The sequence below is a fragment of the Acinetobacter colistiniresistens genome, assembly GCF_024582815.1.
Lineage (GTDB): Bacteria > Pseudomonadota > Gammaproteobacteria > Pseudomonadales > Moraxellaceae > Acinetobacter.
Genome location: NZ_CP102099.1, coordinates 1,714,680 through 1,737,762 on the forward strand (window position 1 = coordinate 1,714,680; position 23,083 = coordinate 1,737,762).

At 42.4% G+C, this 23,083-nt stretch carries 20 protein-coding genes; 10 read left to right on the forward strand and 10 right to left on the reverse strand.

What is annotated here, in order from left to right; all coding sequences use genetic code 11:
• Nucleotides 1-238: 238 nt before the first annotated feature.
• From NQU59_RS08210 to NQU59_RS08220, 3 genes are all read right to left on the reverse strand, one after another.
• The gene (locus NQU59_RS08210; RefSeq protein ID WP_257065807.1) at nucleotides 239-1,243 is read right to left on the reverse strand and encodes a formylglycine-generating enzyme family protein; all 1,005 of its coding nucleotides are present in this window, start codon (nucleotides 1,241-1,243) and stop codon (nucleotides 239-241) included.
• Entirely contained in the window at nucleotides 1,240-2,922 is a 1,683-nt protein-coding gene (locus NQU59_RS08215) for an arylsulfatase (RefSeq protein ID WP_043972047.1), read from the reverse strand. The genes NQU59_RS08210 and NQU59_RS08215 overlap by 4 nt, the downstream gene beginning before the upstream one ends.
• Before the next feature lie 134 nt (nucleotides 2,923-3,056).
• Entirely contained in the window at nucleotides 3,057-3,674 is a 618-nt protein-coding gene (locus NQU59_RS08220; RefSeq protein WP_257065810.1) for a rhomboid family intramembrane serine protease, read from the reverse strand.
• Between the two features lie 153 nt (nucleotides 3,675-3,827).
• Here NQU59_RS08220 and nfuA point away from each other — a divergent pair, with 153 nt between their 5' ends.
• Together nfuA and NQU59_RS08230 are read left to right on the forward strand one after the other, a co-directional pair.
• Nucleotides 3,828-4,466 carry a Fe-S biogenesis protein NfuA gene (nfuA, locus tag NQU59_RS08225; RefSeq protein ID WP_005243499.1) on the forward strand — a complete coding sequence of 213 codons (639 nt, stop codon included), beginning with the start codon at nucleotides 3,828-3,830 and terminating at the stop codon, nucleotides 4,464-4,466.
• A 224-nt stretch (nucleotides 4,467-4,690) separates the two neighbouring features.
• On the forward strand, nucleotides 4,691-6,700 hold the full coding sequence (locus NQU59_RS08230; RefSeq protein ID WP_257065811.1) for a ligand-gated channel protein: 2,010 nt from the start codon (nucleotides 4,691-4,693) through the stop codon (nucleotides 6,698-6,700).
• Between the two features lie 34 nt (nucleotides 6,701-6,734).
• Here the strand turns inward: NQU59_RS08230 and NQU59_RS08235 are convergent, their stop codons facing one another.
• Together NQU59_RS08235 and NQU59_RS08240 are read right to left on the reverse strand one after the other, a co-directional pair.
• Nucleotides 6,735-7,739 carry a hypothetical protein gene (locus NQU59_RS08235; protein ID WP_005243488.1) on the reverse strand — a complete coding sequence of 335 codons (1,005 nt, stop codon included), beginning with the start codon at nucleotides 7,737-7,739 and terminating at the stop codon, nucleotides 6,735-6,737.
• A gap of 25 nt (nucleotides 7,740-7,764) precedes the next feature.
• Complete coding sequence (locus NQU59_RS08240) at nucleotides 7,765-8,781, reverse strand: alpha/beta fold hydrolase (protein ID WP_005243486.1); 1,017 nt, start codon at nucleotides 8,779-8,781, stop codon at nucleotides 7,765-7,767.
• A gap of 233 nt (nucleotides 8,782-9,014) precedes the next feature.
• Here NQU59_RS08240 and NQU59_RS08245 point away from each other — a divergent pair, with 233 nt between their 5' ends.
• Nucleotides 9,015-9,629: a carbonic anhydrase gene (locus NQU59_RS08245; RefSeq protein WP_032861893.1), complete on the forward strand. Its 615-nt coding sequence runs from the start codon at nucleotides 9,015-9,017 to the stop codon at nucleotides 9,627-9,629.
• A 100-nt stretch (nucleotides 9,630-9,729) separates the two neighbouring features.
• Nucleotides 9,730-10,170, forward strand: coding sequence for an AAC(6')-Ighjkrstuvwx family aminoglycoside N-acetyltransferase (aac(6')-I, locus tag NQU59_RS08250; protein WP_257066222.1), 441 nt, complete (start codon nucleotides 9,730-9,732; stop codon nucleotides 10,168-10,170).
• 23 nt (nucleotides 10,171-10,193) lie between these two features.
• Here aac(6')-I and NQU59_RS08255 read toward each other — a convergent pair whose 3' ends face one another.
• Nucleotides 10,194-10,823 carry an arylesterase gene (locus tag NQU59_RS08255; protein WP_257065812.1) on the reverse strand — a complete coding sequence of 210 codons (630 nt, stop codon included), beginning with the start codon at nucleotides 10,821-10,823 and terminating at the stop codon, nucleotides 10,194-10,196.
• A 36-nt stretch (nucleotides 10,824-10,859) separates the two neighbouring features.
• On the opposite strand from NQU59_RS08255, the gene NQU59_RS08260 reads away from it, so the two are divergent.
• On the forward strand, nucleotides 10,860-11,564 hold the full coding sequence (locus NQU59_RS08260) for an ABC transporter ATP-binding protein (protein WP_016651652.1): 705 nt from the start codon (nucleotides 10,860-10,862) through the stop codon (nucleotides 11,562-11,564).
• Nucleotides 11,561-14,044 carry an ABC transporter permease gene (locus NQU59_RS08265; protein WP_257065814.1) on the forward strand — a complete coding sequence of 828 codons (2,484 nt, stop codon included), beginning with the start codon at nucleotides 11,561-11,563 and terminating at the stop codon, nucleotides 14,042-14,044. The genes NQU59_RS08260 and NQU59_RS08265 overlap by 4 nt, the downstream gene beginning before the upstream one ends.
• A gap of 93 nt (nucleotides 14,045-14,137) precedes the next feature.
• Here NQU59_RS08265 and NQU59_RS08270 read toward each other — a convergent pair whose 3' ends face one another.
• Together NQU59_RS08270 and NQU59_RS08275 are read right to left on the reverse strand one after the other, a co-directional pair.
• Nucleotides 14,138-14,563, reverse strand: a complete 426-nt coding sequence (locus tag NQU59_RS08270) for a VOC family protein (protein ID WP_257066224.1) — start codon at nucleotides 14,561-14,563, stop codon at nucleotides 14,138-14,140.
• 289 nt (nucleotides 14,564-14,852) lie between these two features.
• Complete coding sequence (locus tag NQU59_RS08275; RefSeq protein WP_005243471.1) at nucleotides 14,853-15,659, reverse strand: rhomboid family intramembrane serine protease; 807 nt, start codon at nucleotides 15,657-15,659, stop codon at nucleotides 14,853-14,855.
• 72 nt (nucleotides 15,660-15,731) lie between these two features.
• On the opposite strand from NQU59_RS08275, the gene mtgA reads away from it, so the two are divergent.
• Nucleotides 15,732-16,406, forward strand: a complete 675-nt coding sequence (gene mtgA / locus NQU59_RS08280; protein ID WP_257065818.1) for a monofunctional biosynthetic peptidoglycan transglycosylase — start codon at nucleotides 15,732-15,734, stop codon at nucleotides 16,404-16,406.
• Between the two features lie 114 nt (nucleotides 16,407-16,520).
• The gene (gene ppk1 / locus NQU59_RS08285; protein WP_005243456.1) at nucleotides 16,521-18,599 is read left to right on the forward strand and encodes a polyphosphate kinase 1; all 2,079 of its coding nucleotides are present in this window, start codon (nucleotides 16,521-16,523) and stop codon (nucleotides 18,597-18,599) included.
• Between the two features lie 50 nt (nucleotides 18,600-18,649).
• On the opposite strand, the gene NQU59_RS08290 is transcribed toward ppk1, so the two are convergent.
• Nucleotides 18,650-19,693 (reverse strand): NAD(P)H-dependent flavin oxidoreductase, encoded by a 1,044-nt coding sequence (locus tag NQU59_RS08290; protein ID WP_257065821.1) that lies wholly within the window; start codon nucleotides 19,691-19,693, stop codon nucleotides 18,650-18,652.
• 114 nt (nucleotides 19,694-19,807) lie between these two features.
• Nucleotides 19,808-20,509 carry a VIT1/CCC1 transporter family protein gene (locus NQU59_RS08295; RefSeq protein ID WP_257065823.1) on the reverse strand — a complete coding sequence of 234 codons (702 nt, stop codon included), beginning with the start codon at nucleotides 20,507-20,509 and terminating at the stop codon, nucleotides 19,808-19,810.
• A 232-nt stretch (nucleotides 20,510-20,741) separates the two neighbouring features.
• On the opposite strand from NQU59_RS08295, the gene NQU59_RS08300 reads away from it, so the two are divergent.
• Both NQU59_RS08300 and wecB read left to right on the forward strand, forming a co-directional pair.
• Nucleotides 20,742-21,953, forward strand: coding sequence for a tetratricopeptide repeat protein (locus tag NQU59_RS08300; RefSeq protein WP_005243449.1), 1,212 nt, complete (start codon nucleotides 20,742-20,744; stop codon nucleotides 21,951-21,953).
• Nucleotides 21,954-21,955: 2 nt separating this feature from the next.
• The gene (gene wecB, locus NQU59_RS08305; protein ID WP_257065826.1) at nucleotides 21,956-23,083 is read left to right on the forward strand and encodes a non-hydrolyzing UDP-N-acetylglucosamine 2-epimerase; all 1,128 of its coding nucleotides are present in this window, start codon (nucleotides 21,956-21,958) and stop codon (nucleotides 23,081-23,083) included.

Genomic DNA, 23,083 nt, shown 5'->3' on the forward strand with positions numbered 1-23,083 from the left:
GATTATTTGGTATAAATAAAAAGGCGATAAGATACCTAAACCTATAAAAACTTAAGCTGGATTCATAATTACTTTGTAATGGGAAAGGTTCAATTTCATCACTGAACAATCAGCTTGAACAGAACGAGTGCAAAAGAGAATGCACCAGAAATTTGATGCATTATTTTTTTATTCACTTTGAACGCGATATTGAATTTCTTACGCATAGGTCGTCAAAAATGCTGAACAGCAGTCGATATCAGGATTGCGTGCGTAAGATGGTTCTAAACCCGACATGGGTTGCGGCTAAATCAAATTCTTGTGGGTAACGACTACTATTTCGATAACGAGCACAAAAGTTAGAAGCGCATAAAAAAGAACCACCTTTCAATACATATTGCGTTGCAGTGCTGTTCTGTTGTCGCAGTTCCGCATAATTGCCCATGTGTTGATCATGTGCGCCGTGATAGACAGAAGACGTCCACTCCCAGACATTGCCAATCATATCGAATAATTGAAAGGCATTGGCGGGGTAACATCCCACGGGAGCTACACCGTCGAAGTGATCTTCCGCTGTATTGTTGAGTGGGAATTCACCTTGCCAGTAATTGGCTTGGGGATGTTGATGCGCATCTTGAGGTGCTTGGTGTAAAGGGGTATCTGTTGTTGATCCAGCTTTGGCGGCATACTCCCATTCTTGTTCGGAAGGTAAATCTCGCCCTAACCAGACCGCATAATGTTCTGCATCATTTTTGGTGACATAACGCACAGGTTCGGAGGGAAGAGGAGCTTGACCTGCTGCGCCGTTGGGGGTTTTCCAAGAGTAATCGCTTTTCAGTTGCCACCATTGATTCGGATGATTGACATCAGGGGAAAATACAGCGGCCTGTTTTTGTTTTTCCGCATCGGTGACATAGCCTGTTGCTTTGACAAAACTGGCAAATTGGGCCACGGTCACCTCCGTTTGGTCAATCCAGAACCCTTCAACTTGGCGTTGTGGTTTGCCAAAATTCAGCTCATCAGGGTAGGCTAAATTGGAACCGAGTTGAAATGTTCCTTTCGGAATCCAAACCATGCCCGCAGTTTTACTGTGTTGCCAAGCATGGGGTAAGCCGGAATACTGTTGGCATTGCGGCAATGAGCCAAGGGATGCTGTGGCGGTCGCCGTTTGGCGATGGGACGTTGTGGTGTCTGGGGCAACTTTGCTGCAGCCTGCCACAAGGGACAGGCTGCAGAGTGAGATTAAAATGGGCGAGAGTTTCATTTAAGGAAGTATTCCTTGACGCCATTTTGTTGGGTGTATTTATTATAGACATCCACCAACTCTTGCAGCTTGGCTGGGTTCTCCTGCGCAAGATTTCGAGTTTCTCCTCGGTCATTTTTGAGGTTGTAGAGCTCCCATGTACCCGTCCCAAGTCCAGATGTTCCTTGTAGGGCGATTTTCCAGTCTCCTTGACGTGCATATTTACTGCCATGTAATTCATCAGCAAAACTAAAGTTCACAGGGCGAATTGCTTGAGCCTTATTTTCAAGTATGGCTTTCCAAGAATAGCCACTTGGTGTATTAATTTGGCGACCTTTGTATTGGCCTTGTGGAATGGCAATGTTGGCATAGTCAAGAACCGTTGGGAAAACATCCAGAACGGAAGCAAAGCCATGATAGGTTGCTTGCGCTTTGCTTTGATCAGGTAGCTTTACAATCGCAGGTGCGGTTGTTGCGCCTTCGCCTGCCGTATCTTTCCAAAGGTGAAAGGGTGCAGCACTGACTTCTGCCCAACGTGGCCCGACATAATGGTAAGAGCTTGAGGTTCCGACATTATCAACGCTATTATCAAACCCAGATTCAGCTCCATAATTACCACGGATAAAACCTTCTGCACCATTGTCAGACACAAAGAAAATGAGAGTATTGTCATAGAGATTATTGCGTTTTAGATATTGAATGACCCGACCGATGTTGGCATCCAGATTTTCGACCATACCCGCATAGATTTCCATTCTGCGTGCTTCCAAGGCCTTTTGCTCAGGTGAAAGTTCATTCCATTTACCGTATTTTTGTGGTGCATTTTGTGTGGCAATAGGGTCTGCAGCTGTAAAGTTGGCGGGGATCAGTCCGAGTTGTTTCTGGCGGGCGATCCGTGCATCTCGAATCACATCATAGCCGACATCATAAACACCACGATAGCGGTCACGATATTCGGTGGGTGCCTGTAAGGGCCAATGTGGAGCAGTATAGGCTGCGTAGGCAAAAAAGGGCTTTCCAGAGTTTTTACCTGAGTCTAAATAGCTAATCAGTTTATCGGTGTAATAATCGGTTGAGAAAAAATTATCAGGCAGAGATGAAATTGGGACAGGTTTGCCATCTTCAGTATAGGTTGCATTACGTTTATAGGCCGAAGGCGCTTGTTTAAAATGTAGGTCTAGACCTTGTAACAAGGTAAAGGAATGGTCAAAACCTTTGGCATGTGCATTGCTTGCATCGGTTAAGCCTAAATGCCATTTGCCACTGATATAGGTGCGATAACCATTGTCTTTGAGCACCTCTGCGATGGAAAGTGAGCGTTCATTTAAATAGCCCTCATAACCTGGCTGTCCTTTTAGGTGCGGTGGTGTAAGTTCAGCCATGGCACCAATACCAGCCAAATGATGGTCTGTGCCCGAAATCAATTGCGAGCGGGTCGGGGAACAGGTTGGTGCAGTATGATAATCGGTTAGAATGCGGCCTTCTCGCGTCAGGGCATCAATGTTTGGAGTACGAATTTCTCCACCAAAAGCCCCTAAATCTGAATAGCCTAAGTCATCGGCCATGATGAATAAAATGTTAGGTTGCTTTTTGGTTTCAACGACAGTGTTGGAATTATCAGAATCATTATTACTGCAAGCTGAAATTGACAGACTAAATAATGCAATTGAAAGCGTGCTCAGGAGGCTTTTACGAGACATGAGAATCGACTTAATTTTCTATAAGGATTAAGGCAAGTTTAGAGTGATGATTTTTATGATAAAAATAATTAAAATTTGATTGTTAATCTTAAAAAAAGCAAAGCCCCGAGCGAGGGGCTTTGTTCTGGAATGCTTTAAAATGGAATTTTGGTGAGCTGATTGAGAAAATGCGGAACCACTCTTGGTTCCAGAATAATGGTCACGACCACACCATAGGCAGCTCCCCACAGGTGAGCACTGTGATTAATATTACTATTGCCGCGTTGACCTGACCAGATACTATAAGCCACATATAAAATGGCAAAAATAATGGCAGGAACAGGAATGAAGAAAACGAAAATCAGGTTCCACGGCTGGAACAGGATATAGGCGAATAGGACTGCTGAAACAGCACCAGAAGCCCCTAGGCTGGTCCAGCGGGCATCATGGCGATGTTTTAGGTAGCTGGGTAGAATCGCTACAATCAGTCCGCCGAGATAAAATAAAACAAAACCCATGTCATAGAAAAACTGACGGTAGAAGCTTTCAATGATATTGCCAAAGAAAAACAGCGTGATCATATTGAACAATAAATGTGTTCCATCGGCATGAATGAAACCATGCGTGATAAAACGATCATATTGTCCACGTTGCATAGCTGGCGGCCAAAAAATTAAACGATTCATTACTGCTTGATTGGAAAATGCCAATAAGGAAATTGCCACAGTAATAATAATCAGTGTCACAGTGTGACCAAAGGGTAGAGGTAACATATAGCTTTTAAATTGATCAGTGTCTAAGCAATAATGCCATTAAAAACTTAATAAACAATGATCTTGCATAGAATTCCTACAAAAATGGTTGATTTTTTTTAATTACCCTCCATCTTCGGTTAATATAACGACATCAGCTTGAGGATTATTGTTATGTCGACTGAGAACACCAACACTGCTGTCGCAGAAGAAATTCCAAACCTTTTAATTACTCCCTCTGCACAAGAGTATTTAGGTGATTTATTAGCAAAGCAAAATACACCAGGGATTGGCGTTCGTGTTTTTGTAGAGAATCCGGGTACTCCACGTGCTGAATGTTGTATGGCATATAGCGCACCTGAAGAAGTGGTGCCAACAGACTATAAACAGGATTATCCTAACTTTCCTGCTTATGTCGACGCGCCATCAATTCCCTATTTGGTTGATGCGGTGATTGACTACAACAAAGACCGTTTTGGTGGTCAATTAACGTTCCGCGCACCGAACTCAAAAGTGCCACGTGTTGGGCCAGATGCATCGATTGAAGAACGTATTACCTATGTGCTGCAATCTGAAATTAACCCAGGTTTAGCAGGGCACGGCGGTAACTGTAGTTTAGTTGAAGTACAGGATAGCCCGGAACATGGCCTGACCGCAGTGCTGAAATTTGGTGGGGGTTGCCAAGGTTGTTCTGCAATTGATGTCACCTTAAAACAAGGTGTGGAAACAACGTTGAGACAACACGTGCCTGAGTTACAGCGCGTAGTGGATCAAACCGATCATACGCAGGCTGAAGGCGCTTATTTTAAATAATTGCTTGAAAGTGACCGTAATAAAAAAAGCCTGTTAAAGGGCTTTTTTTATTTTTTGATCAAAACAGGGGGGCTTTTTTCTTTATTTCATAAATAGATGTATTAGAAGATAATGAATATTTAAATAATAATAATTATCATTTGTATTGAGTTTTATTTGTTTTTTGTTAGAATCTTCATCAATTTTTAAGCAGATCTTAAGATTTTTTTGAATCGGGTGGGAATATGTCCAATACAATCGTGCGTCAATCATTGCTTACCATTTCCGTGCTGAGTGGTATGATGACAATTGCACATGCAGCAGAAACTCAAACCAATAAAGATGCAGTGCAATTAGACAAGATCGTGGTAACGGCAAGTGGATTTGAGCAGGATATTAAAAAAGCAGCAGCATCTATTTCAGTACTGACGCAAGAACAAATCAACAAAAAAGCATATCGCGATATAACCGATGCCTTGAAAGATGTACCCGGGGTGGTGGTTACAGGCGGGGGAAGCTCAAGTGATATCAGTATCCGAGGTATGGGCAGTGCTTATACCGTGATTATGGTGGATGGGAAAAAAGTAAATTCACGCTCGGTACGACCAAATAGTGATAACTCCGGGATTGAACAGGGCTGGTTGCCGAATATTGGGGCGATTGAGCGTATTGAAGTGATTCGTGGCCCAATGTCTGGTTTATATGGTTCAGATGCAATGGGTGGTGTCATTAATATCATCACCAAAAAGAATGCCACCGCGTGGACTGGCTCGGTTAAGGTCGATACGACATTACAAGAAAACTCGGACTCAGGAAATCAATACCAGAGCAATGCATATATTGCAGGCCCATTAATTGCGAATCTCTTATCTTTTAAAGCCAATGGACTGTATTCTCAGCGTGATGAAGATAAAATTTACGGTGGGTATAGCAAACAGAAAATTCGTGCGGGTGGGGCGGCATTCAGTCTGACACCCAACAATGATCATAGCATTGATCTTGAATACCAGCGTTCGATTCAAAATCGAGATGCGACGGTTGGGAAAAGTATTTCTCCAGTACAAACAGGACGGAACCGACCTGTAAATTCGTTAACTGACTATTATCGTACTGAATATAGTTTAACCCATCGTGGCAAGATTGCTGCAGTTGAAACACATTCTTATATTCAGCGTGAAGAAAATGAAAACCCATCTCGTAATATGGAAGCGACCAACACCACCGTTAATACCATCAATAAAATTAATTTAGGACGTAATAGCCTCAGCTTTGGTGGAATGTACTTAAAGGAAGAGTTGGATGACAAAGGCAATCAGTTAAGTGTGGGCGGGGCAAAACCCGTTTCGAACCTTGATCGTTATAGTTGGGCCTTATTTGCTGAGAATGCCTGGAATATCGTGGATGACTTTAGCTTAACAACCTCGCTGCGTTTAGACAAAGATGAAAAGTTTGGCGATCACTGGAGCCCCAAAGTCTATGGAGTTTGGGGGCTCAATGATAATTGGGTGATCAAAGGTGGTGTTTCTACAGGCTATAAAACACCAGCACTTCGTGCCACAGTTGCGGAATGGGGCCAAGCAACGGGTGGTGGACAAAGTAAGGGGGTGATTGTTGGAAATCCAAATCTAAAACCTGAGAAAAGTGTCAACTATGAGGTTTCCTTTAATTGGGATAATTTGGATACCCTGAACGCAGGGCTCACTCTGTTTAATAGTGAATTTAAAGACAAGATCACTGAAGTCAGAACTTGTCAGGGTAAACCTGGTGAGATGAAATGTGATTGGTTAGGCGAGAAGTTTGATTTTGTCAGCTTGCGTGAAAATGTCGATAAAGCCAGTATGCGTGGTGCAGAAGCGACCTTTGGCTGGCAAGTCTTAGCAAATGTCAACTTGAGTGCCAATTATACCTTCACCGATACCGAGCAAAAAAGTGGTATCAACAAAGGCAAGCCTTTAAATGAAATGCCAAAGCATATGTTCAATACGACTGCGGACTGGGAAATTAATGACCAGTTCTCAAGTTGGGGCCGTGTTAACTACCGCAGTAAAACTTCGGATTATTTAAGCCGCACTGCAATGGCGAAAGGCAAACCTGCCTATACCATGGTGGATGTCGGGTTAAACTATAAGCCAACACAAAATATCGCAGTTGCAGCAGGGATCTATAATCTATTTGACAAAGAAATTGATAAAGATACCTATAACTATGTCTTAGATGGCCGCCGTTACAATCTTGGCGTGACATATAGTTTCTAAGTCGAAGCAGCAAAAGGATAGGGCAGAAAATGCCTTATCCTTTTTTATTTAAAATTTGATTGACTGGCTCAGAATAATAAAATTTCTCTAAATAAGCACGTGCACGCTGTCTTAAATAACCCGTGCTAATCACTTGCTGTAAAACAGGGCTGAGCAAATGACTGAGCTCATTTTCAATCAACGCTTCGTCGATATTCAGATCACGTAGTAAAAGATCAAAGCTACGTTCCTGATTACGGGCATACCATGCATAGACGCCATCATGCACTTGTTGCTTCAGGTAAGGGGTTTGACGAATATGTTCCCAAATCTCATGTCCCATGCCCACGGTCTGCGGCAGGTCTTGGACTTCGATATAATTTTTCAATACAGATAAAGGCATCACTTTGATTTTATGCCAGAGATTGGCCTGAAAATGATATAGCTTGTCATCATTGAAGTGCTGGTTTAATACCTTTTCACTCATTTGACTGATTTTTTGAATATTCTTTTGTAAGTAGTTTCCGATCGCTTCATTTAGATTTGAATCGGTCACGGTTTCTAAGACCGATTTCCCCATTTTCATAAAATGTCCCACACCTGGCACACGCTTAGACATGGAATTATCCAGATAGTCTTGGATAGAGTGTTGAATCAGTTGAGTGATCAGTGCAGAAAAAGCAGGGTTATTGACGATGGTTTTAATCAGGCGTTGGCGATGTCCACTTTTGCTGGCTACGTATTGCGCAATCGAATCAATGGTGAGGACTGGAATCACATCTTCAATGCGAGTTTGATCATTGATGGGATGAATCAAGGCAAAACGGATATGTTCAGCAATTTGTTCGACTAAAAATGGACTGGCAGGTGTAGCTAAAATCTGCTTTTCAATCAGGTCAAAGATTTGTTCAAATGACCACAGATGTCCTAACTGTTGTAAGCGCAACCAATGATAGAACTGCTTAAACTCATGTTGAATGGTTTCTGCTTGTGCAAACTCATGCTCTAAAAAGTCAAGTTGTGCATCAATCAGTTGTTCTATCATTGGCTGTTTAGACATAAAATCTCAAATCGTTATGGTAAATTTAGGGTGAAGAAGAGGTTGCTGGCTTTTGTACCTGAATCTTGCTTAAAAAGGGAAGGTATTGCTGTACCACCAATTGATCTGCTTCCAAGATCGGCATATGACCTACATTGTCCAAGATCACTGGTGTTTGGGCATTCTTCAGGAGCGATTTTAACTCAGGCGCTACTTCAACATTAATAATCTTATCTTGTTTGCCCCATAGGATCAGGGTCGGCGCATCAATTGAGCGAGCCAGTAGGGCAAATGAATCTGGTGTATACAGCTTATTCAAAGCAATGATTTGGTCGACCATTTTCTTGGTTTGTTCAACTTGACCAATCATCATTTTCTCTTGTGCTTGTGCAATTTCCTTTGGAATGAACGGTGGTGTAAACATGGCTTGTTGCATTAAGAAGTTAAAGTCACCTTTCTTACTCACAATCATGTTTTTTACTTGGGTTGGATCTTTAAGATAAGGCGTGTTAGCAGATTTATAGACCCCCGCAGCATCAATCAAGAATAGGCTTTTGGTTTCAAATGGGTATTGGCCTGCATATAGCATGGCAATTGAACCGCCTAATGAATGACCTGCAACATGAGCTGGCCCTGTCAGATTGGCTGCTTCGACAAAACGACGCAATTTTTCAGTTACGTTAGGTACTGAATAATCAAAATCTTTGGGAACCTGTGTTTCACCGCTGGCGGGTAGGTCTGGAATGATGACATGGTAGTTTGCAGTTAAGGCGCGTGCAACACGATTCCAGTTGTCTCGACTGCCAGCCAAGCCATGAATTAAAATGACAATAGGTTTACCCACTTGACCGCCTTCACTATAAGACCAAGTGATATCTCCTACCTTTAAGGTCTTGCTTTGTAAGCCAGCCCAAGTCCGTTCTTGTTGGAGCAGATTTTGGAAACTCATCTCAATTTCCGCAGCCTGCGTGGTGCTGATCGCGATTGTAGTCAAACTGCATGCCAGTAAAGCCGCAGTTAATGTCCTGCGAAAGGGCATGGCAAATTGGTTTTTTGTATTCATTGCTCTATCCTTGATCTATTTTTACACTCATGGATTATTGGGGAAAGTGCGAAAGGAGTCATTTGCATAATCTACAGCTGTATGGAAATTCTTGCCAATGAAATCATCATTTTTCCTTTATTTTCCTGATTAAAAGATTAGCAAGTGTTCTGAGAGTTTTTATTTTTGTCAGTGACTTTCAAACAGGTGCACATTAAACTGTCCGCTCAGGTCAATTATAAATGGATACACGCATGCTCACCGCACAAGAAGCATTAGATCGTTTAAAAGCTGGTAATGCCCGTTTTGTAAAAGGAGAGGCAGTTCAACAAAGATTATTGTCTCATCAGGAACGTGCCGAAATGGCAAGTGATCAAAATCCTTTTGCCATTGTTTTAGGCTGTTCTGACTCACGTGTACCTGCTGAAATGGTATTTGACCAAGGTTTAGGTGACCTGTTTGTAATCCGTGTTGCGGGCAATATTGTTGCACCTTCACAGGTGGGCAGTGTTGAGTTTGCGGCAGAGCGCTATGATTGTGCAGTCGTGGTGGTTTTAGGCCATAGCCATTGTGGAGCGATTCAAGCGACCATTGATACCTTGATGCATCCAGAGCAACCCCCGTCATCGAATTTGATGTCGATCGTGAATCGTGTGCGTCCTTCGGTTGAAATCTTGATGCAAACCGAATTGAAAAACGATTTGAAAAAACTCTCGGCCCATGCAGTTCGTTCCAATGTATTTGCCTCAGTGAATCAACTACGTCACGGTTCTGCTGTGTTAGAAAGTTTAATTGAGAAAGGCAAAATGATCGTGGTCGGAGCTGAATATTCGCTAGAAACGGGCGAAGTTAGTTTCTTCGATTTTTAAAGTAGATGGCGAGTTGAGAAACTCGCCATAATTTTATGATTAATGCTTTATATCCTTCATTGATAAAATCTGGATGTTTCAACCCAAAGAGCATTCTGCAATGAATATTATGCCTGTATCTGAATCCCTGATGGCAGATTGGTTGGGATTGAGAAAACTGCTCTGGCCTGATCATGACGAGGCACATTTACAGGAAATGCAGCAGCTACTTCAACAGACACAAAGCTTACAGCTACTCGCATATTCAGATACTCAACAAGCGATTGCCATGCTAGAAGCATCGATTCGATATGAATATGTAAATGGCACGCAAACTTCACCCGTTGCATTTCTTGAAGGAATTTATGTCCTTCCTGATTATCGACGTTCAGGCATCGCAACACATCTGATTCAACAAGTAGAAGCATGGGCAAAACCGTTTGGATGTACTGAATTTGCCTCGGATGCAGCCCTCGACAATCGTATTAGCCATGCGATGCATCAGGCGCTTGGTTTTCATGAAACTGAACGTGTGGTTTATTTCAAGAAACACATTGGCTGACGCGCTAGTAATCAATGCGTGATTTATAAAGCGCCTTTAATATAAGGGTAAGCTAAATTTAACAGCATGGGTTGCGCTTTGGCGTTGGGATGAATTTGATCATTTTGAATTAAATGCTTATGCCCAGCGATGCCTTCTAAGAAGAAGGGCAACAGCTTTACTTGATATTGTTGGCTAACCACTTTGTAATTATTTTCAAAAGCAGTGTTATAGGCAGTTCCATAGTTCGGCGGAATTTTCATACCAAACAATAAAACATTGGCCTTCTGTTTTTGGCTAAGCTGTACCAATTGTGCAAGGTTTTTTTGAATCATTTGTGGCGGTTGGCCCCGTAAACCATCATTTCCTCCAAGCTCAATCACGACGACTTCTGGCTTATAGGTTTGTAACAGTTTCGGAAGTCTTGCCAATGCACCGCTGGTGGTTTCACCACTGACACTTGCATTGACCACTTCGTGCTGTTTCGGATACTGTTGGTCTAAGCGTTGTTGTAATAACTGAACCCAGCCTTGCTTTACATCAATGCCATAACCTGCGCTGAGGCTATCACCCAAAATTAAAATAGTCTTTGCTGAAACCCATGTTGGGGTCAAACACATTGTGATGATCCCAATTGCTTTTGATACTGACCCGATAACTTTAGATTTTTGCATCGCATTTCAAATTTGTCCTAAAGGATACGTGACATCATGCCACAACCGATTATCTCTGCCCAAAAAGTTACACAAAATATTCAAATCAATCAGCAAAGTCTCAGCATTTTAAAAGACATTGATTTAGACATTTATCAAGGTGAACAGATTGCGATTACAGGTCGATCAGGTTCAGGAAAATCAACCTTATTGGGCATTCTTGCGACACTGGATCGACCAAGTCTGGGCGAATTATGGGTGTGTGGGGAAGCTGTGCATACTTTAACGGAAGAACAACGGGCCCGTGTTCGTTTAGAAAATATTGGCTTTGTATTTCAGTCTTTCCAACTGTTACCCCAGTTAAGCGCATTGGAAAATGTGATGCTGCCACTACGCTTGCAGCCTGATTTTAATTTCAAGCAGGCGGAACAGAAAGCCTTGCTATGGCTGGAACGGGTGGGCCTGATTCGACAAGCACAGCAAACACCGAAAGTACTATCCGGAGGGGAGCAACAACGTGTTGCGATTGCACGTGCCTTGATTGCGGAGCCGAAAATCATTTTTGCTGATGAGCCGACAGGCAATCTGGATGGACAAACTGCGGAAGAGGTTGAGCAACTGTTATTTGATTTAAATCAGGAGTTAGGTACGACCTTAGTCCTGGTCACTCATGATCAAAACTTGGCTGCACTTTGCCAACGGCATGTCAAACTGGTTGATGGTCAAATTCAGGAAATCGTCAAGCAGCCGGAGGGGATATGAGTTCAGTGCTGAAACCTTTACTGCAGCAAAGTTTTCGTACAGGTGGTTTATATCTCCTGATTATTGCGCTGTCTTTGGCAATCAGTGCAACCACGGCACTTAAGTTCAGTAATACCCAAGTGCAAAATGCTGTTGCGTTACAAGCAGCTGAAATGTTGGGTGCAGATCTGGTTCTATCTGATAAGGAGCCCATTCAACTCATTTGGCTGCAACAGGCAGATAAGCTGAAGTTACAACATGCAGCAGTGACTGTATTTAGTTCGATGGCACATAACCAAGATCAGTTTGTGATGGTCAATGTCAAAGCGGTGGATGATCATTTCCCATTACGTGGCCAATTACAGATTCAACCCAATGCAGGAACGATACAGCCAGGTCAGGTTTGGCTAAGTCCGCGGGCGATGGATCTGTTGCATACCAAACTAGGTGAGCCGCTTGCGATCGCAGATGGTCAGTTTAAGGTTACAGGCATTATTGAGCGTGACTCCAATCAGGAAATGGGTTTCTCTGGTTTTTCTCCTACAGTGATTATTCATCAGGCTGATATCGCCAAAACCAATGCTGTTCAGGTCGGGAGTCGAATTGAGTATCGACTGCTCCTTGCAGGAGAGCCAAAGCAAACCCAAGCCTTTAAAAAAGCTTTTCAGCAATCTCAAAAGCTTGAACAGGAGATTGATCAGCCAGTAGATCAACAGCTGGAGAGTGAGCAGGGTTCGCTGAAACTTAGAGATGCCAGCCAATCCAATAGCCGTTTGATGAAACCGATCGAAAATCTGGATACCTTTTTACAGCTTGCCAATTTATTGACCATTTTGCTCTGTGGTATCGCGATTGCTTTAACCAGTCAGCGTTATGTGCAACAGAATCAGGATCATATTGCGTTGATGCGTTGTTTAGGTGCGAGTAAGCGACAAATTTTATGGGCGTATATTGCCTTGCTTGGCATCGTCAGTGCCTTGTCAATTGTACTGGGGAGCTTAATTGGAATTGCGTTGGGCTATGGTTTGCTACAACTGATGTTGCAACTGATTCCACAGCTGCAATTGAGCTTTGCACTGGCTGATTTGCTTTATGCTTTACCGATTGCAATTTTTACCAGTGTGATGGTGCTGATTGGCTTTATTTTGCCGAGCATTTGGCAGTTGTTAAATACGCCTCCGATTCGGGTGATTCGCCAACAAGAGCGTTCACGTAAGTCTTATCTGGCAATGTTCGCAATTGGTATTGTCAGTTTGATTCTATTTAGTTTGGTGTTGAGTGATAACTTACAATTAAGCCTGTTGGTGTTAAGCGCAATATTGTTGCTTTGCGTGATTTTGTATGTGGTGATTTGGCTGCTACTCAAGACGATTAAACAACTGAAACATCCTCTTGCTGCCTATGTAAGGATTCCACATCAAACCGCTTTGCAGGTCACAGCATTGGCTTTAGGCTTGAGCTTGATTACAGTCTTGAGTGTGCTAAGAACTGACCTATTACAACGATGGCAACAACAATTGCCAGTGGGGACGCCGAATCAATTTGTTTATGGTCTGCCACCATTTGATATGCCGCAGTTTAAACAGCAAATTGAGCAAAATGGTTGGCAGTCAACGCCACTTTATCCGAATATTCGTGGGCGTTTGGTTGCTAAAAATGGTCATGCCTTTGCACCCGAACTGGCCAAGCAAAACAATTCATTGCGCCGTGAATTGAATTTGACTCAAACAGATCATTATCCTAAAGACAATGTGATTACCCAAGGCGTTGCCAAATTTAGCAAAATAGGGCAAGTGTCAGTCGAGCAAAAAACCGCACAGGAGCTTGGCATTCAAATTGGGGATCAACTCAGTTTTAGTTTGCCAGAAGGAACATTAGCAGCAACGGTAGTGAATTTACGTTCTGTTGAATGGGAGAGCTTTAGTCCGAATTTTTTCTTTATCTTCTCACCTAAAACCATGGATGAAAATGCAGGAAGTTATTTGGGCAGTTTTTATCTGCCCCCTGCGGATCAACCGAAAATGGTGCAATTGATTCAACAGTTTTCTAATACAGTATTTATTGATGTGGGGCGGGTGCTGGATGAAATTAAACGCTTGGTGAATGTGCTGGTACAGATCATAACGGTACTGGCTGCCTTAGTCGGCTTCTCTGGCGTATTGGTACTGATTGCATGTCTGAATGTGTTGATGGATGAACGCCGTAAAGAGGTTGCCTTACTACGTTCATTTGGCGTTGCCAAGAATAAGTTAAAACGTATGCTCAGTCTGGAGATTGGTTTTATTGGCCTGTTGGCCGGTGTGGTGGCGTGTTTGTTCGCCGAAGTGATTAGTGCGATTGCCAGTCACAGGATGCAAATGGCAGTGCAATGGCATCCTGAGATTTGGCTGATCTTACCGCTGAGCATGATGATCATTTGTACCTTGATTGGTCGTTATCGCCTGAGCTATTTATGCGATATCCCACCTTTACAAAGTCTAAGAGAAATCAATCAGTCTTAGAGGCTTAACTACTTTTGGCACAGGATTCTATGCTTTAAAGGATTGAATCCTGTGCTGGTGTAATGAGGAGTGATCATACGATCACTGTAAAGATTAGCCCTCTAAGGGGATGAGCTGCGGATTCCAGACAATTTCCCATAGATGCCCATTGGGATCGGTAAAATATCCAGCATAACCGCCATAAAATGTACTTTGAGCTTCTTTGATGATGGTGGCTCCAGCTTCTTTTGCGTGCTGCATGATCTCATCAACTTCATTCTTGTGAATGACATTATGTCCAATCGACATGGCAGTTGAACTGATAGGATGTTTGATTAATCCTGCATCCCGAGCGAGATCATCTTGCGCAAAGATTGCAAGCTTGAGTCCATTGTGAAGATCAAAGAAGGCGACAGCGCCATGTTCAAACTCTCGTCCAATAATGCCTTCAGTTGGAAATCCAAGACCATCACGATAAAAAATAAGAGATTGTTCTAGGTCGATAACACCAAGTGTTAAAACAGAAATTCGTGGTTTCATATCTATATCCCTTTTGATTTCATAGATAAACTTATCCAGCATAAGTGTATTATTCGTCATGGGCCGTTCATGGAATAACGGAAGAACTCGTATTGACGAGGGAATGGGCCAACCTTCCCAAACCTAATCTGTTTTAGACTCAATCAGCATAATCAGAGGTGAAAATTCAGTCAATAAGAACTGTGTATTCATGTATTTTATGAGGCTCAACGCAGCGCATTCCGTGATGAACTCCTGCTTCTATCAGTGTAATTTCTGCTCTACAACGCCGAAGAGAAATCCATCAGTCTTAGAATGTTGACTGGTTCTGGCGCAAGATTTCATGCCATAAAGGATTGAGTCCTGTGCTTAACGCCGTGCAATACCAATAAAATGCAGCAAGTAAAATAAATCCAATCATTAAAGCCATGATTTGGAATACAACTTTATTCTGCATTTTTTGGCTGAAATACCATGTTGCTGCCAGTAAAGCACCCATCAGCATGCCACCGATATGTGCGGCATTATTAATACCTGAAACGGTAAAACCAAAGATGAGGTTAATCCCCATAATCATCAGTAATGATTTTTTATCGAGCCAGAAGCGTTGCTGCGGTAAGGGCGGAAATAAGGACACTACGGTGAGTGCTGCACCGAGACCCATCACTGCACCTGATGCACCTGCACTGATCCGTGGTAAGAGATTTGGATCAAAGTGCTGCAACAGTTCATAGCCATCACGAATGCTTAAATAGCTTGATAGGACACTGCCCATTAAACCTGCAAGAAAATATAGTCCAACATAATAACTTCGTCCAAACAGTTGTTCCGCAATACTGCCAAAGATATACAGCGCCCACATATTCAACATCAAATGAATCATGCCAAAATGAAAAAACATACTGCTGAATAGGCGTTCTGGTTCACCAGTAAAAGTCAGTGGAGTAAAATCTGCACCCCAGGCAATTGCATCTACTGGGGCAGGGTCGGTAATATTCACCCCTGAAAGAATTTGCCAGCCAAATAATCCGACATTGACTGCAATCAGTAGCGCAGTGAACCACCAGGTTTGTATTTGCAATTTTTGATTGATTTGTGGTGGAGTCGTTTCAGTCATATGTTTAGGCTAGTTATTGATATATAAAATAGCTTAGCATGAATTTATTGCACGATGGAGTGATGCAGTTTAATGAAAGCCTTTTTAGCACGCTTAGTAATGTTGGTTGTTGGCGTCATTCTCCTGATCCAACTGTGGATTTTTAGTAGTTTGCTATGGTGGCGTACCCACCCTGTTGAAACCACGATGTTTATGCGTTGGGACTATTTAACCGACTTTAAACCGATCAAACAGGAATGGCGTGATTACGATGATATTAGTGATAATTTCAAGCGTGCTATTTTAGCGGGCGAAGATGCCAAGTTTATTCATCATCATGGTTTTGACTGGGCGGGAATTCAATTTGCATTAGAACGAAATAGTGAAAAAGGTGAGCTGGTGGCAGGCGGTTCAACGGTTTCACAACAGCTGGCTAAAAATTTATTTCTCTATAATCAGCGCTCCTTCATCCGTAAGGGTCAAGAAGCAGTTGCAACGTGGATGATGGAACGGATGTGGTCAAAACGCCGTATTTTAGAAGTGTATATGAATTCGGTTGAATTTGGTCAAAATATCTATGGCGTTGAGGCCGCAGCTCAATTCTATTATGGCAAAAGTTCGAAAAGTCTAAGTCGAGAGCAGGCGGCTTTCTTGGCGGCTTTACTCCCAAATCCAAAGTATTATCAAGACAATCGCAATGATCGTAAGCTGCAGTATCGTAAACGTGTGATTTTAAAATATATGAATGCCATACAACTTCCACAATAATTTGCTGAATTTCAAAAAAAGCTCAATATTTTTGGGCTTTTTTTACCAAATTGACATAATTTTGCAGCATACTAAAAGCATCACTTGATGAATGATAATGCGACAAGGTTCAGTATGAATACTGCAGTGACGACAACAGCGCCAATAGAATATAGTTATAACGATCGTTATATTAATCGTGAACTTTCAATTCTCGATTTCCATCTTCGAGTACTTGAGCAGGCTGTCGATCCACTTCACCCATTATTAGAACGGATGAATTTCCTGCTGATTTTTTCACGCAACCTTGATGAATTCTTTGAGATTCGCGTTGCAGGGATGATGGAGCAATTAACCTTAGGTAATGAAAGTCGTACCCCAGATGGTTTAACCCCAAAACAGGTGTTAGAACAAATTTCAAAAACCACACATGCTGCGATTGAACGTCAATACCGGATTTTAAATGAAGAAATATTGCCGAAGTTACGTGAAGAAGATATTTGCTTCTTGCGCCGTGGTGAATTAACGCCTGCGCAATCGGCATGGATTAAGAAGTATTTCCAAGAGCAGGTTGCTCCTGTACTCACTCCAATTAGTCTTGATCCCGCACATCCATTTCCACGCTTAGTCAACAAAAGTTTAAATTTCATTGTGACTTTGGAAGGGAAAGATGCATTTGGACGTCAGATTGATCTCGCAGTTGTCCCAGCTCCGCGCTCTTTACCACGTGTAGTACGCTTACCTGATGAACTTACTAATGGTAAAGAACATCATGTGATGCTGTCAGCGATTATTCATGAACATGTCTCTGATTTATTCCCTGGGATGACAGCAACAGGTTGTTACCAGTTCCGTGTTACTCGTAATGCCGATCTGGCCTTGAACGAAGATGTAGAGGATCTGGCCAAAGCGTTGAAAGGGGAGCTGAGCTCGCGTCGTTTTGGCCGTGCAGTACGTCTGGAAGTCACACATAACTGTCCAAAGCATATCTATGAATACTTGTTGGATGAGTTCGATTTGAACGAAGAGCAATTGTATCGAGTAGATGGGCCAGTGAATTTGGCGCGGTTACTGTCGAATTTTAAACGTCCACATTTACGTTATGACTCGCATACCCCTGTGATTCCAAAACCATTTAAAAAGTCGGAAAGTATTTTTGCCGCAATGCAAAAACAGGATATTTTGCTACATCATCCGTTTGAATCATTTGCACCAGTGATTCAATTGTTGCGTGAAGCGGCCCGTGATCCCCAAGTGTTGGCGATTAAGCAAACCCTTTACCGCAGCGGCGCTGATTCAGAAATCGTACAGGTACTTGCAGAAGCAGCCCGCAATGGTAAAGAGGTGACGGCAGTAATTGAACTGCGTGCCCGTTTTGATGAAGAATCAAACATCGAAGTGGCCAACGTTTTGCAAGAAGCGGGTGCAGTGGTCGTTTATGGCATCGTTGGGTATAAAACGCATGCCAAAATGATTCTGGTGGTACGCCGTGAAAACAATAAACTGGTACGTTATGTGCATTTGGGGACGGGGAACTATCATGCCACCAATGCACGTATTTATACCGACTATGGTTTGATGACCACCGATAAAGACTTGTGTGAAGATGTACACCGTATTTTTCAGGAATTAACGGGTATGGGGAAAATGGCGAAGCCGAAAAAGCTACTCCATGCGCCTTTCACTCTGCATGCACAATTGATCAATTATATTGATGAAGAAATTGTCAATGCCAAAGAAGGCCGACCTGCACAAATCATTATTAAAGTGAATGCATTAACCGAAGTTCAATTGATTAATAAACTCTATGAAGCATCGCAGGCCGGTGTTCAGGTTGACCTGATCATTCGTTCGATTTGCTGTCTACGTCCTGGTCTGCCAAATCTTTCAGAAAATATTCGTGTTCGTTCGATTGTCGGGCGTTTCTTGGAACATACTCGGGTTTACTATTTTAGTAATAATGGTAATCCACGTATTTATGGTTCAAGTGCGGACTGGATGGATCGCAACTTATTCAACCGTGTTGAAGCCTGTTTCCCGATTGAAGATCCTGCATTGAAAAAGCGGATCTACCAACTCGGTTTATTGAATTATCTCAAAGATAATCAGCAAGCATGGGTGTTACAAGGCGATGGTGTTTGGGATCGTGCACGACCCGTGGAAGGTGAAGAGCCGCATAATGCACAGCATACTTTGCTAGAAGCAATTAAATAAGTTCATAAAAAAACCGACCTTGATGAGGCCGGTTTTTTTATTGTCGAGATTTAGTTGGTTTTCATTTCTAGGACCAGTTGATTGACCAGATCAGCTGCTTCTAATTCTCTGATTTGTGCTACATTACTGCCTGCCCAAAAGGCGCCATAACTAAAATCCTGCTGTGCATTGGCAATGCTCATGAGCTGTTTGGCCAGATCATAAGTATAAGGATATGGTGGTGTAGCGGGTCGATGCGGTGAATCGATTTGGGTATGCCATGTACCAATTAAACCGCGTGCCGGACGGCCTGAGAGACTGGCACTGACTTGAGTTAATGGTTGACTGAACAGGGCTTTCCGATAAGCGTTGTTGGCACTGGAACTTTTACATTGAATAAATGCGGTTCCTAGTTGTATGCCTGATGCACCAATTTTTAGCATTTCTTTGGCATGGTCACCATTCATGATACCACCTGCTGCAATCACCGGAAGATGACAGTGCTGGGTGATGAGTTGAACCAGATCAGCAGTCTTTATCGCAGCATCAAAATGTTGATTGAAGATACCACGATGCCCGCCTGCCTCGATTCCTTGAGCAATAATAATGTCAATACCTGCGGCTTCAATCGCTTGTGCTTCAAGTAAGTTGGTTGCAGAAACCAGTGTGACAATACCCGCATTTTTTAAGGCCTGTATTTGATGTGGGTGGGGGATGCCAAAATGAAAGCTGACTGCTTTGGGGCGTGTTTCCAGTACGATATTGAGGAAATCATCATTATCTAAAAAGCTGGGATAGATACAGTTGAGCTGAGTTGGCGCTTTCGCTGCAAATTTCTCAAATTGGGGGCGAAGATAATCAATCCACTGTTGAGCTATTTCCTGCTGCAGGGAGACCGATTGATGGCAAAAAAAGTTAACCTGAAAGGGCTGATCTGTCAGTTCTTGAGTTTTTAAGATTTGTGCTTTGGCACTTTCTGCTGTATTGGCTCCTAATCCTAAAGAACCGAAAGCGCCTTGATTGGAAACCTCAGCTGCGAGTTCTGGTGTAGAAACACCTGCCATTGGCGCGAGTAAAATTGGATGCTTGATTTCTAATAATTCTAAAATTGACATGAAGCAAGACTCATTACATTTTGTATCACCTTAACGTAAAAACAAAAAACCATGCAAATAATAATCGCTATTTAAGTATTGAATATAGACAGACTTTTAGACTTAAAAAGTATTTTAAATCGGGGTGACATTAAAGAGCGAACCGACCCAACTTGAGAATGCCATCGCCAAAATGCCCCATACTGTAATCCGCAGACTACCTTTTAACATCGAGGTGCGTGCAAAATAACTGGATAAAGCACCGAGCAGTGCCAGTGAAATAATGCCTGTGATCAGGACTGAACGTGCGATCCATGTGCTTGGACTAAGCAGAATTGCCAGCATAGGTAAGGCAGCACCGCAAGAAAAAGAAGCGGCAGAGGAAAGCGCTGCTTGGACAGGATTGGCTGCGGTATTTTCATGGATACCGATCTCATCGCGTGCATGGGCGCCAAGCGCATCATGCTCAGTAAGTTGCGTGGCAACCTCATGGGCAAGTTCAGGGTTTAGGCCGCGCGAAATATAGATTTGTGTGAGTTCTTTGAGTTCAGCATGTGGGTTTTTTTCCAGTTCTCTGGCTTCAAAACGAAGATCTGATTTTTCAATATCTTCTTGGGATTTGACGGAAATGTATTCTCCAGCTGCCATTGAGGTTGCACCTGAAATTAACCCAGCAATACAAGTAATCAATAGAGTATGTGAGCTTGCACCACTGGCAGCCATTCCCATAATTAAACTGGTTACGGAAATGATGCCATCATTGGCGCCTAAAACAGCGGCCCGTAGCCAGCCTGAACGTTGTATCACATGAGGTTCTGCATGTTGAGAAAAAGACATAATTTTGCTCTTTAAACAGGGTTTAATCTAATCTGGTTTTACAGGGTAATGTATGATTTGTTTGTAAAATTCTATTGATGATTCATAAACTTAATCTATTATAAAATAACTTATTTTAACGATAGCATAACCATGATTTGGTTATTATATATGAATAATTTAACACTTTAACTTTTTGGGTTACATTGATTTTTATTGTCCATATTATGAGTATTTTTAGTTGAGATCTGCGATGAAAAATTCCAAAAATACGCTGCTGAGCCATACGCTATTACTTTTAGGTCTCACTTTACCGATACAGGTCATGAGTGCCGAGCCTGATTTCGTTAAAGAAGGGGATGCAGCATATAAACCAGGCAATCCAATTTATGACCGTTGGGATAAATTTTATAAAATTGAGCAAAGCCAGCCAGAAGAAGCTGAAAAAATTCTGATCGAATTAGGGCGATTGACACCGCAAGATATTAAGGTATGGAAGAGCTTGACTTATTTGCAGATTCGTCTCAATAAGCAAAAGGACGCAATTCAAAGCGTACGTAAAGCTGAACAGTTAGCGCCGCAAGATGAGCAACTCAAACTGCAAGAAGCCTATTTATTGAATCAGCAGAAAAGAAATCAAGAGGCTTTGGTCATTTTTAAACATTTATCGACCTCATCAGATGCAGAGATCGCCGCAAAATCACAACAAGCCGTACAGAACTTAAGTGGTCCAGCCGTGCAATCGACTTTTAAAGATATTTATTTTGCTCCTTCCTATGAGTCACGCTATGACGATTTCATTTTCCCATTAAAAATGCGTTACGGTAAAAACTTGGAGGGTGGTCGAGCCCAAGTGTATGGCTTTGTGAATTTGAATCGTGACACCAAATCCAAAGGTGGGGTACGCCCAGAAATTATTGATGAAAATGCTGTAACACTCGGTGTCGGGGCAAATTATCAGCCTTGGCAATCTATTCCAGTCCGTGCTTATCTGGAAGTGGGTGGTAGCTATGATTTGATTGACCGTAATCGGGATAAATTTCGTGAAAGTGTAGTCGGCGGTGTTACCGGTTATCAGGAATGGTACGCCAATCCAGCCTTAGAACAACGCACAATCTGGAATGATTACTTTACTGATTTATATGGCAATGTCGCCAGTTATTCACGAGAAAATTATAACATCATTGCTGACCTGAGATTACGTTCTGGTTTTAATCTTTATCGCGGTGAGGCGGGTACGGTACAGGCCTATGGCAAACTGCATACCCTCGCGGACTCTAAGGGCGAAAATTATAATAATTTATTTGAATATGGGGCAGGGCTTGCCTGGCAGCCTTTTAACTATGTTCCTGTAAAATTGCGGGTTGAGCGTTTATACGGCCGTTATTTAAAAGATGCTTTAGCCGATGGAACAGAAAATTATAACAACACACGTACTGAACTTGTATTTTATAAGGATTTCTAACAATGAAAAAACTCATTTCAATTGTCTTTGGAACACGACCTGAACTGATTAAATTAGCACCAGTTATTCTACTGGCTCAACAGGATGCCCGTTTTCAGGTTGAGGTTATTTTTACGGGTCAGCATGACGAATTGGTCCGAGATGCCATTGAATTTTTTCAAATAAAAATTGATCATCGTTTGAAAATGATGAATGCTGGGCAAAGTCTAAATCAGTTACTGATACAGGGTTTAAGCCAGTTAGAAGGTATTTTTAATGATGGTCAACAGCGTAGTGCAATTGTCATTCAAGGTGATACCACTACAGTTCTAGCCGCAGGCTTAGTTGCTTTTTCTATGAAAATTCCTGTGGCACATGTAGAGGCAGGTTTACGTTCATATGATTTAGAGCATCCATTTCCAGAAGAGGGAAATCGCCAACTGGTATCCAGAATTACCAAGTGGCATTTTGCACCAACGGAGCAATCGAAACAAAATTTACGACAAGAGCATATTGCTGCGGAAGGAATTACAGTAACAGGTAACACTGTGGTTGATGCTGTTTATTTAGGTCGTGAACTCATCCAGCAGCAAGGTACGCAACTGAATCAATTACAGCAACATGGACTCAGCTTTCCAGCACAGGCGAGAGTTGTGCTGATTACTGCACATCGTCGTGAAAATTTTGGCGAAGGAATTCAAAATATTTGTAATGCTGTAGCGTATTTGGCAGAAACATATCCGGATGTCCATTTCGTTTGGCCTGTGCATTTAAATCCTGCTGTGCATGATGTTGTTCATGCAAGATTTGATGGACATGCTCAAATACACTTAGTTAAACCACTGGATTATCCAAGTCTACTTGCCGTCATTGATCGGGCGAGCTTTATTTTGACAGATTCGGGTGGCTTACAAGAGGAAAGTCCTTCATTCCATAAACCGGTGCTTATTTTAAGGGAAACAACTGAGCGCCCAGAAGTTGTACAGGTTGGAGCGGGGATTTTGGTTGGAACTGATCAAGACAAGATTATTCAGGAAGCAGAAAAATTATTATCGGATCAAGCTCATTATGCCAAAATGGCAAATGTGCCAAATCCATTTGGTGATGGCAAAGCATCACAGCGAATTCTGGACCAGATCGCTTTAGGTTAA

Bases quoted from the DNA above. Each gene is read 5' to 3' on its own strand.
- NQU59_RS08275 (WP_005243471.1), bottom strand. From the start codon at position 15,659: ATGACTGAAACGACTCCACCACAAATCAATCAAAAATTGCAAATACAA.
- NQU59_RS08255 (WP_257065812.1), bottom strand. From the start codon at position 10,823: ATGCAAAAATCTAAAGTTATCGGGTCAGTATCAAAAGCAATTGGGATC.
- NQU59_RS08290 (WP_257065821.1), bottom strand. From the start codon at position 19,693: ATGTCAATTTTAGAATTATTAGAAATCAAGCATCCAATTTTACTCGCG.
- NQU59_RS08240 (WP_005243486.1), bottom strand. From the start codon at position 8,781: ATGAATACAAAAAACCAATTTGCCATGCCCTTTCGCAGGACATTAACT.
- ppk1 (WP_005243456.1), top strand. From the start codon at position 16,521: ATGAATACTGCAGTGACGACAACAGCGCCAATAGAATATAGTTATAAC.
- NQU59_RS08215 (WP_043972047.1), bottom strand. From the start codon at position 2,922: ATGTCTCGTAAAAGCCTCCTGAGCACGCTTTCAATTGCATTATTTAGT.
- NQU59_RS08260 (WP_016651652.1), top strand. From the start codon at position 10,860: ATGCCACAACCGATTATCTCTGCCCAAAAAGTTACACAAAATATTCAA.
- mtgA (WP_257065818.1), top strand. From the start codon at position 15,732: ATGAAAGCCTTTTTAGCACGCTTAGTAATGTTGGTTGTTGGCGTCATT.
- NQU59_RS08210 (WP_257065807.1), bottom strand. From the start codon at position 1,243: ATGAAACTCTCGCCCATTTTAATCTCACTCTGCAGCCTGTCCCTTGTG.
- wecB (WP_257065826.1), top strand. From the start codon at position 21,956: ATGAAAAAACTCATTTCAATTGTCTTTGGAACACGACCTGAACTGATT.
- NQU59_RS08235 (WP_005243488.1), bottom strand. From the start codon at position 7,739: ATGTCTAAACAGCCAATGATAGAACAACTGATTGATGCACAACTTGAC.
- NQU59_RS08270 (WP_257066224.1), bottom strand. From the start codon at position 14,563: ATGAAACCACGAATTTCTGTTTTAACACTTGGTGTTATCGACCTAGAA.
- nfuA (WP_005243499.1), top strand. From the start codon at position 3,828: ATGTCGACTGAGAACACCAACACTGCTGTCGCAGAAGAAATTCCAAAC.
- NQU59_RS08220 (WP_257065810.1), bottom strand. From the start codon at position 3,674: ATGTTACCTCTACCCTTTGGTCACACTGTGACACTGATTATTATTACT.
- NQU59_RS08295 (WP_257065823.1), bottom strand. From the start codon at position 20,509: ATGTCTTTTTCTCAACATGCAGAACCTCATGTGATACAACGTTCAGGC.
- NQU59_RS08245 (WP_032861893.1), top strand. From the start codon at position 9,015: ATGCTCACCGCACAAGAAGCATTAGATCGTTTAAAAGCTGGTAATGCC.
- NQU59_RS08230 (WP_257065811.1), top strand. From the start codon at position 4,691: ATGTCCAATACAATCGTGCGTCAATCATTGCTTACCATTTCCGTGCTG.
- NQU59_RS08265 (WP_257065814.1), top strand. From the start codon at position 11,561: ATGAGTTCAGTGCTGAAACCTTTACTGCAGCAAAGTTTTCGTACAGGT.
- NQU59_RS08300 (WP_005243449.1), top strand. From the start codon at position 20,742: ATGAAAAATTCCAAAAATACGCTGCTGAGCCATACGCTATTACTTTTA.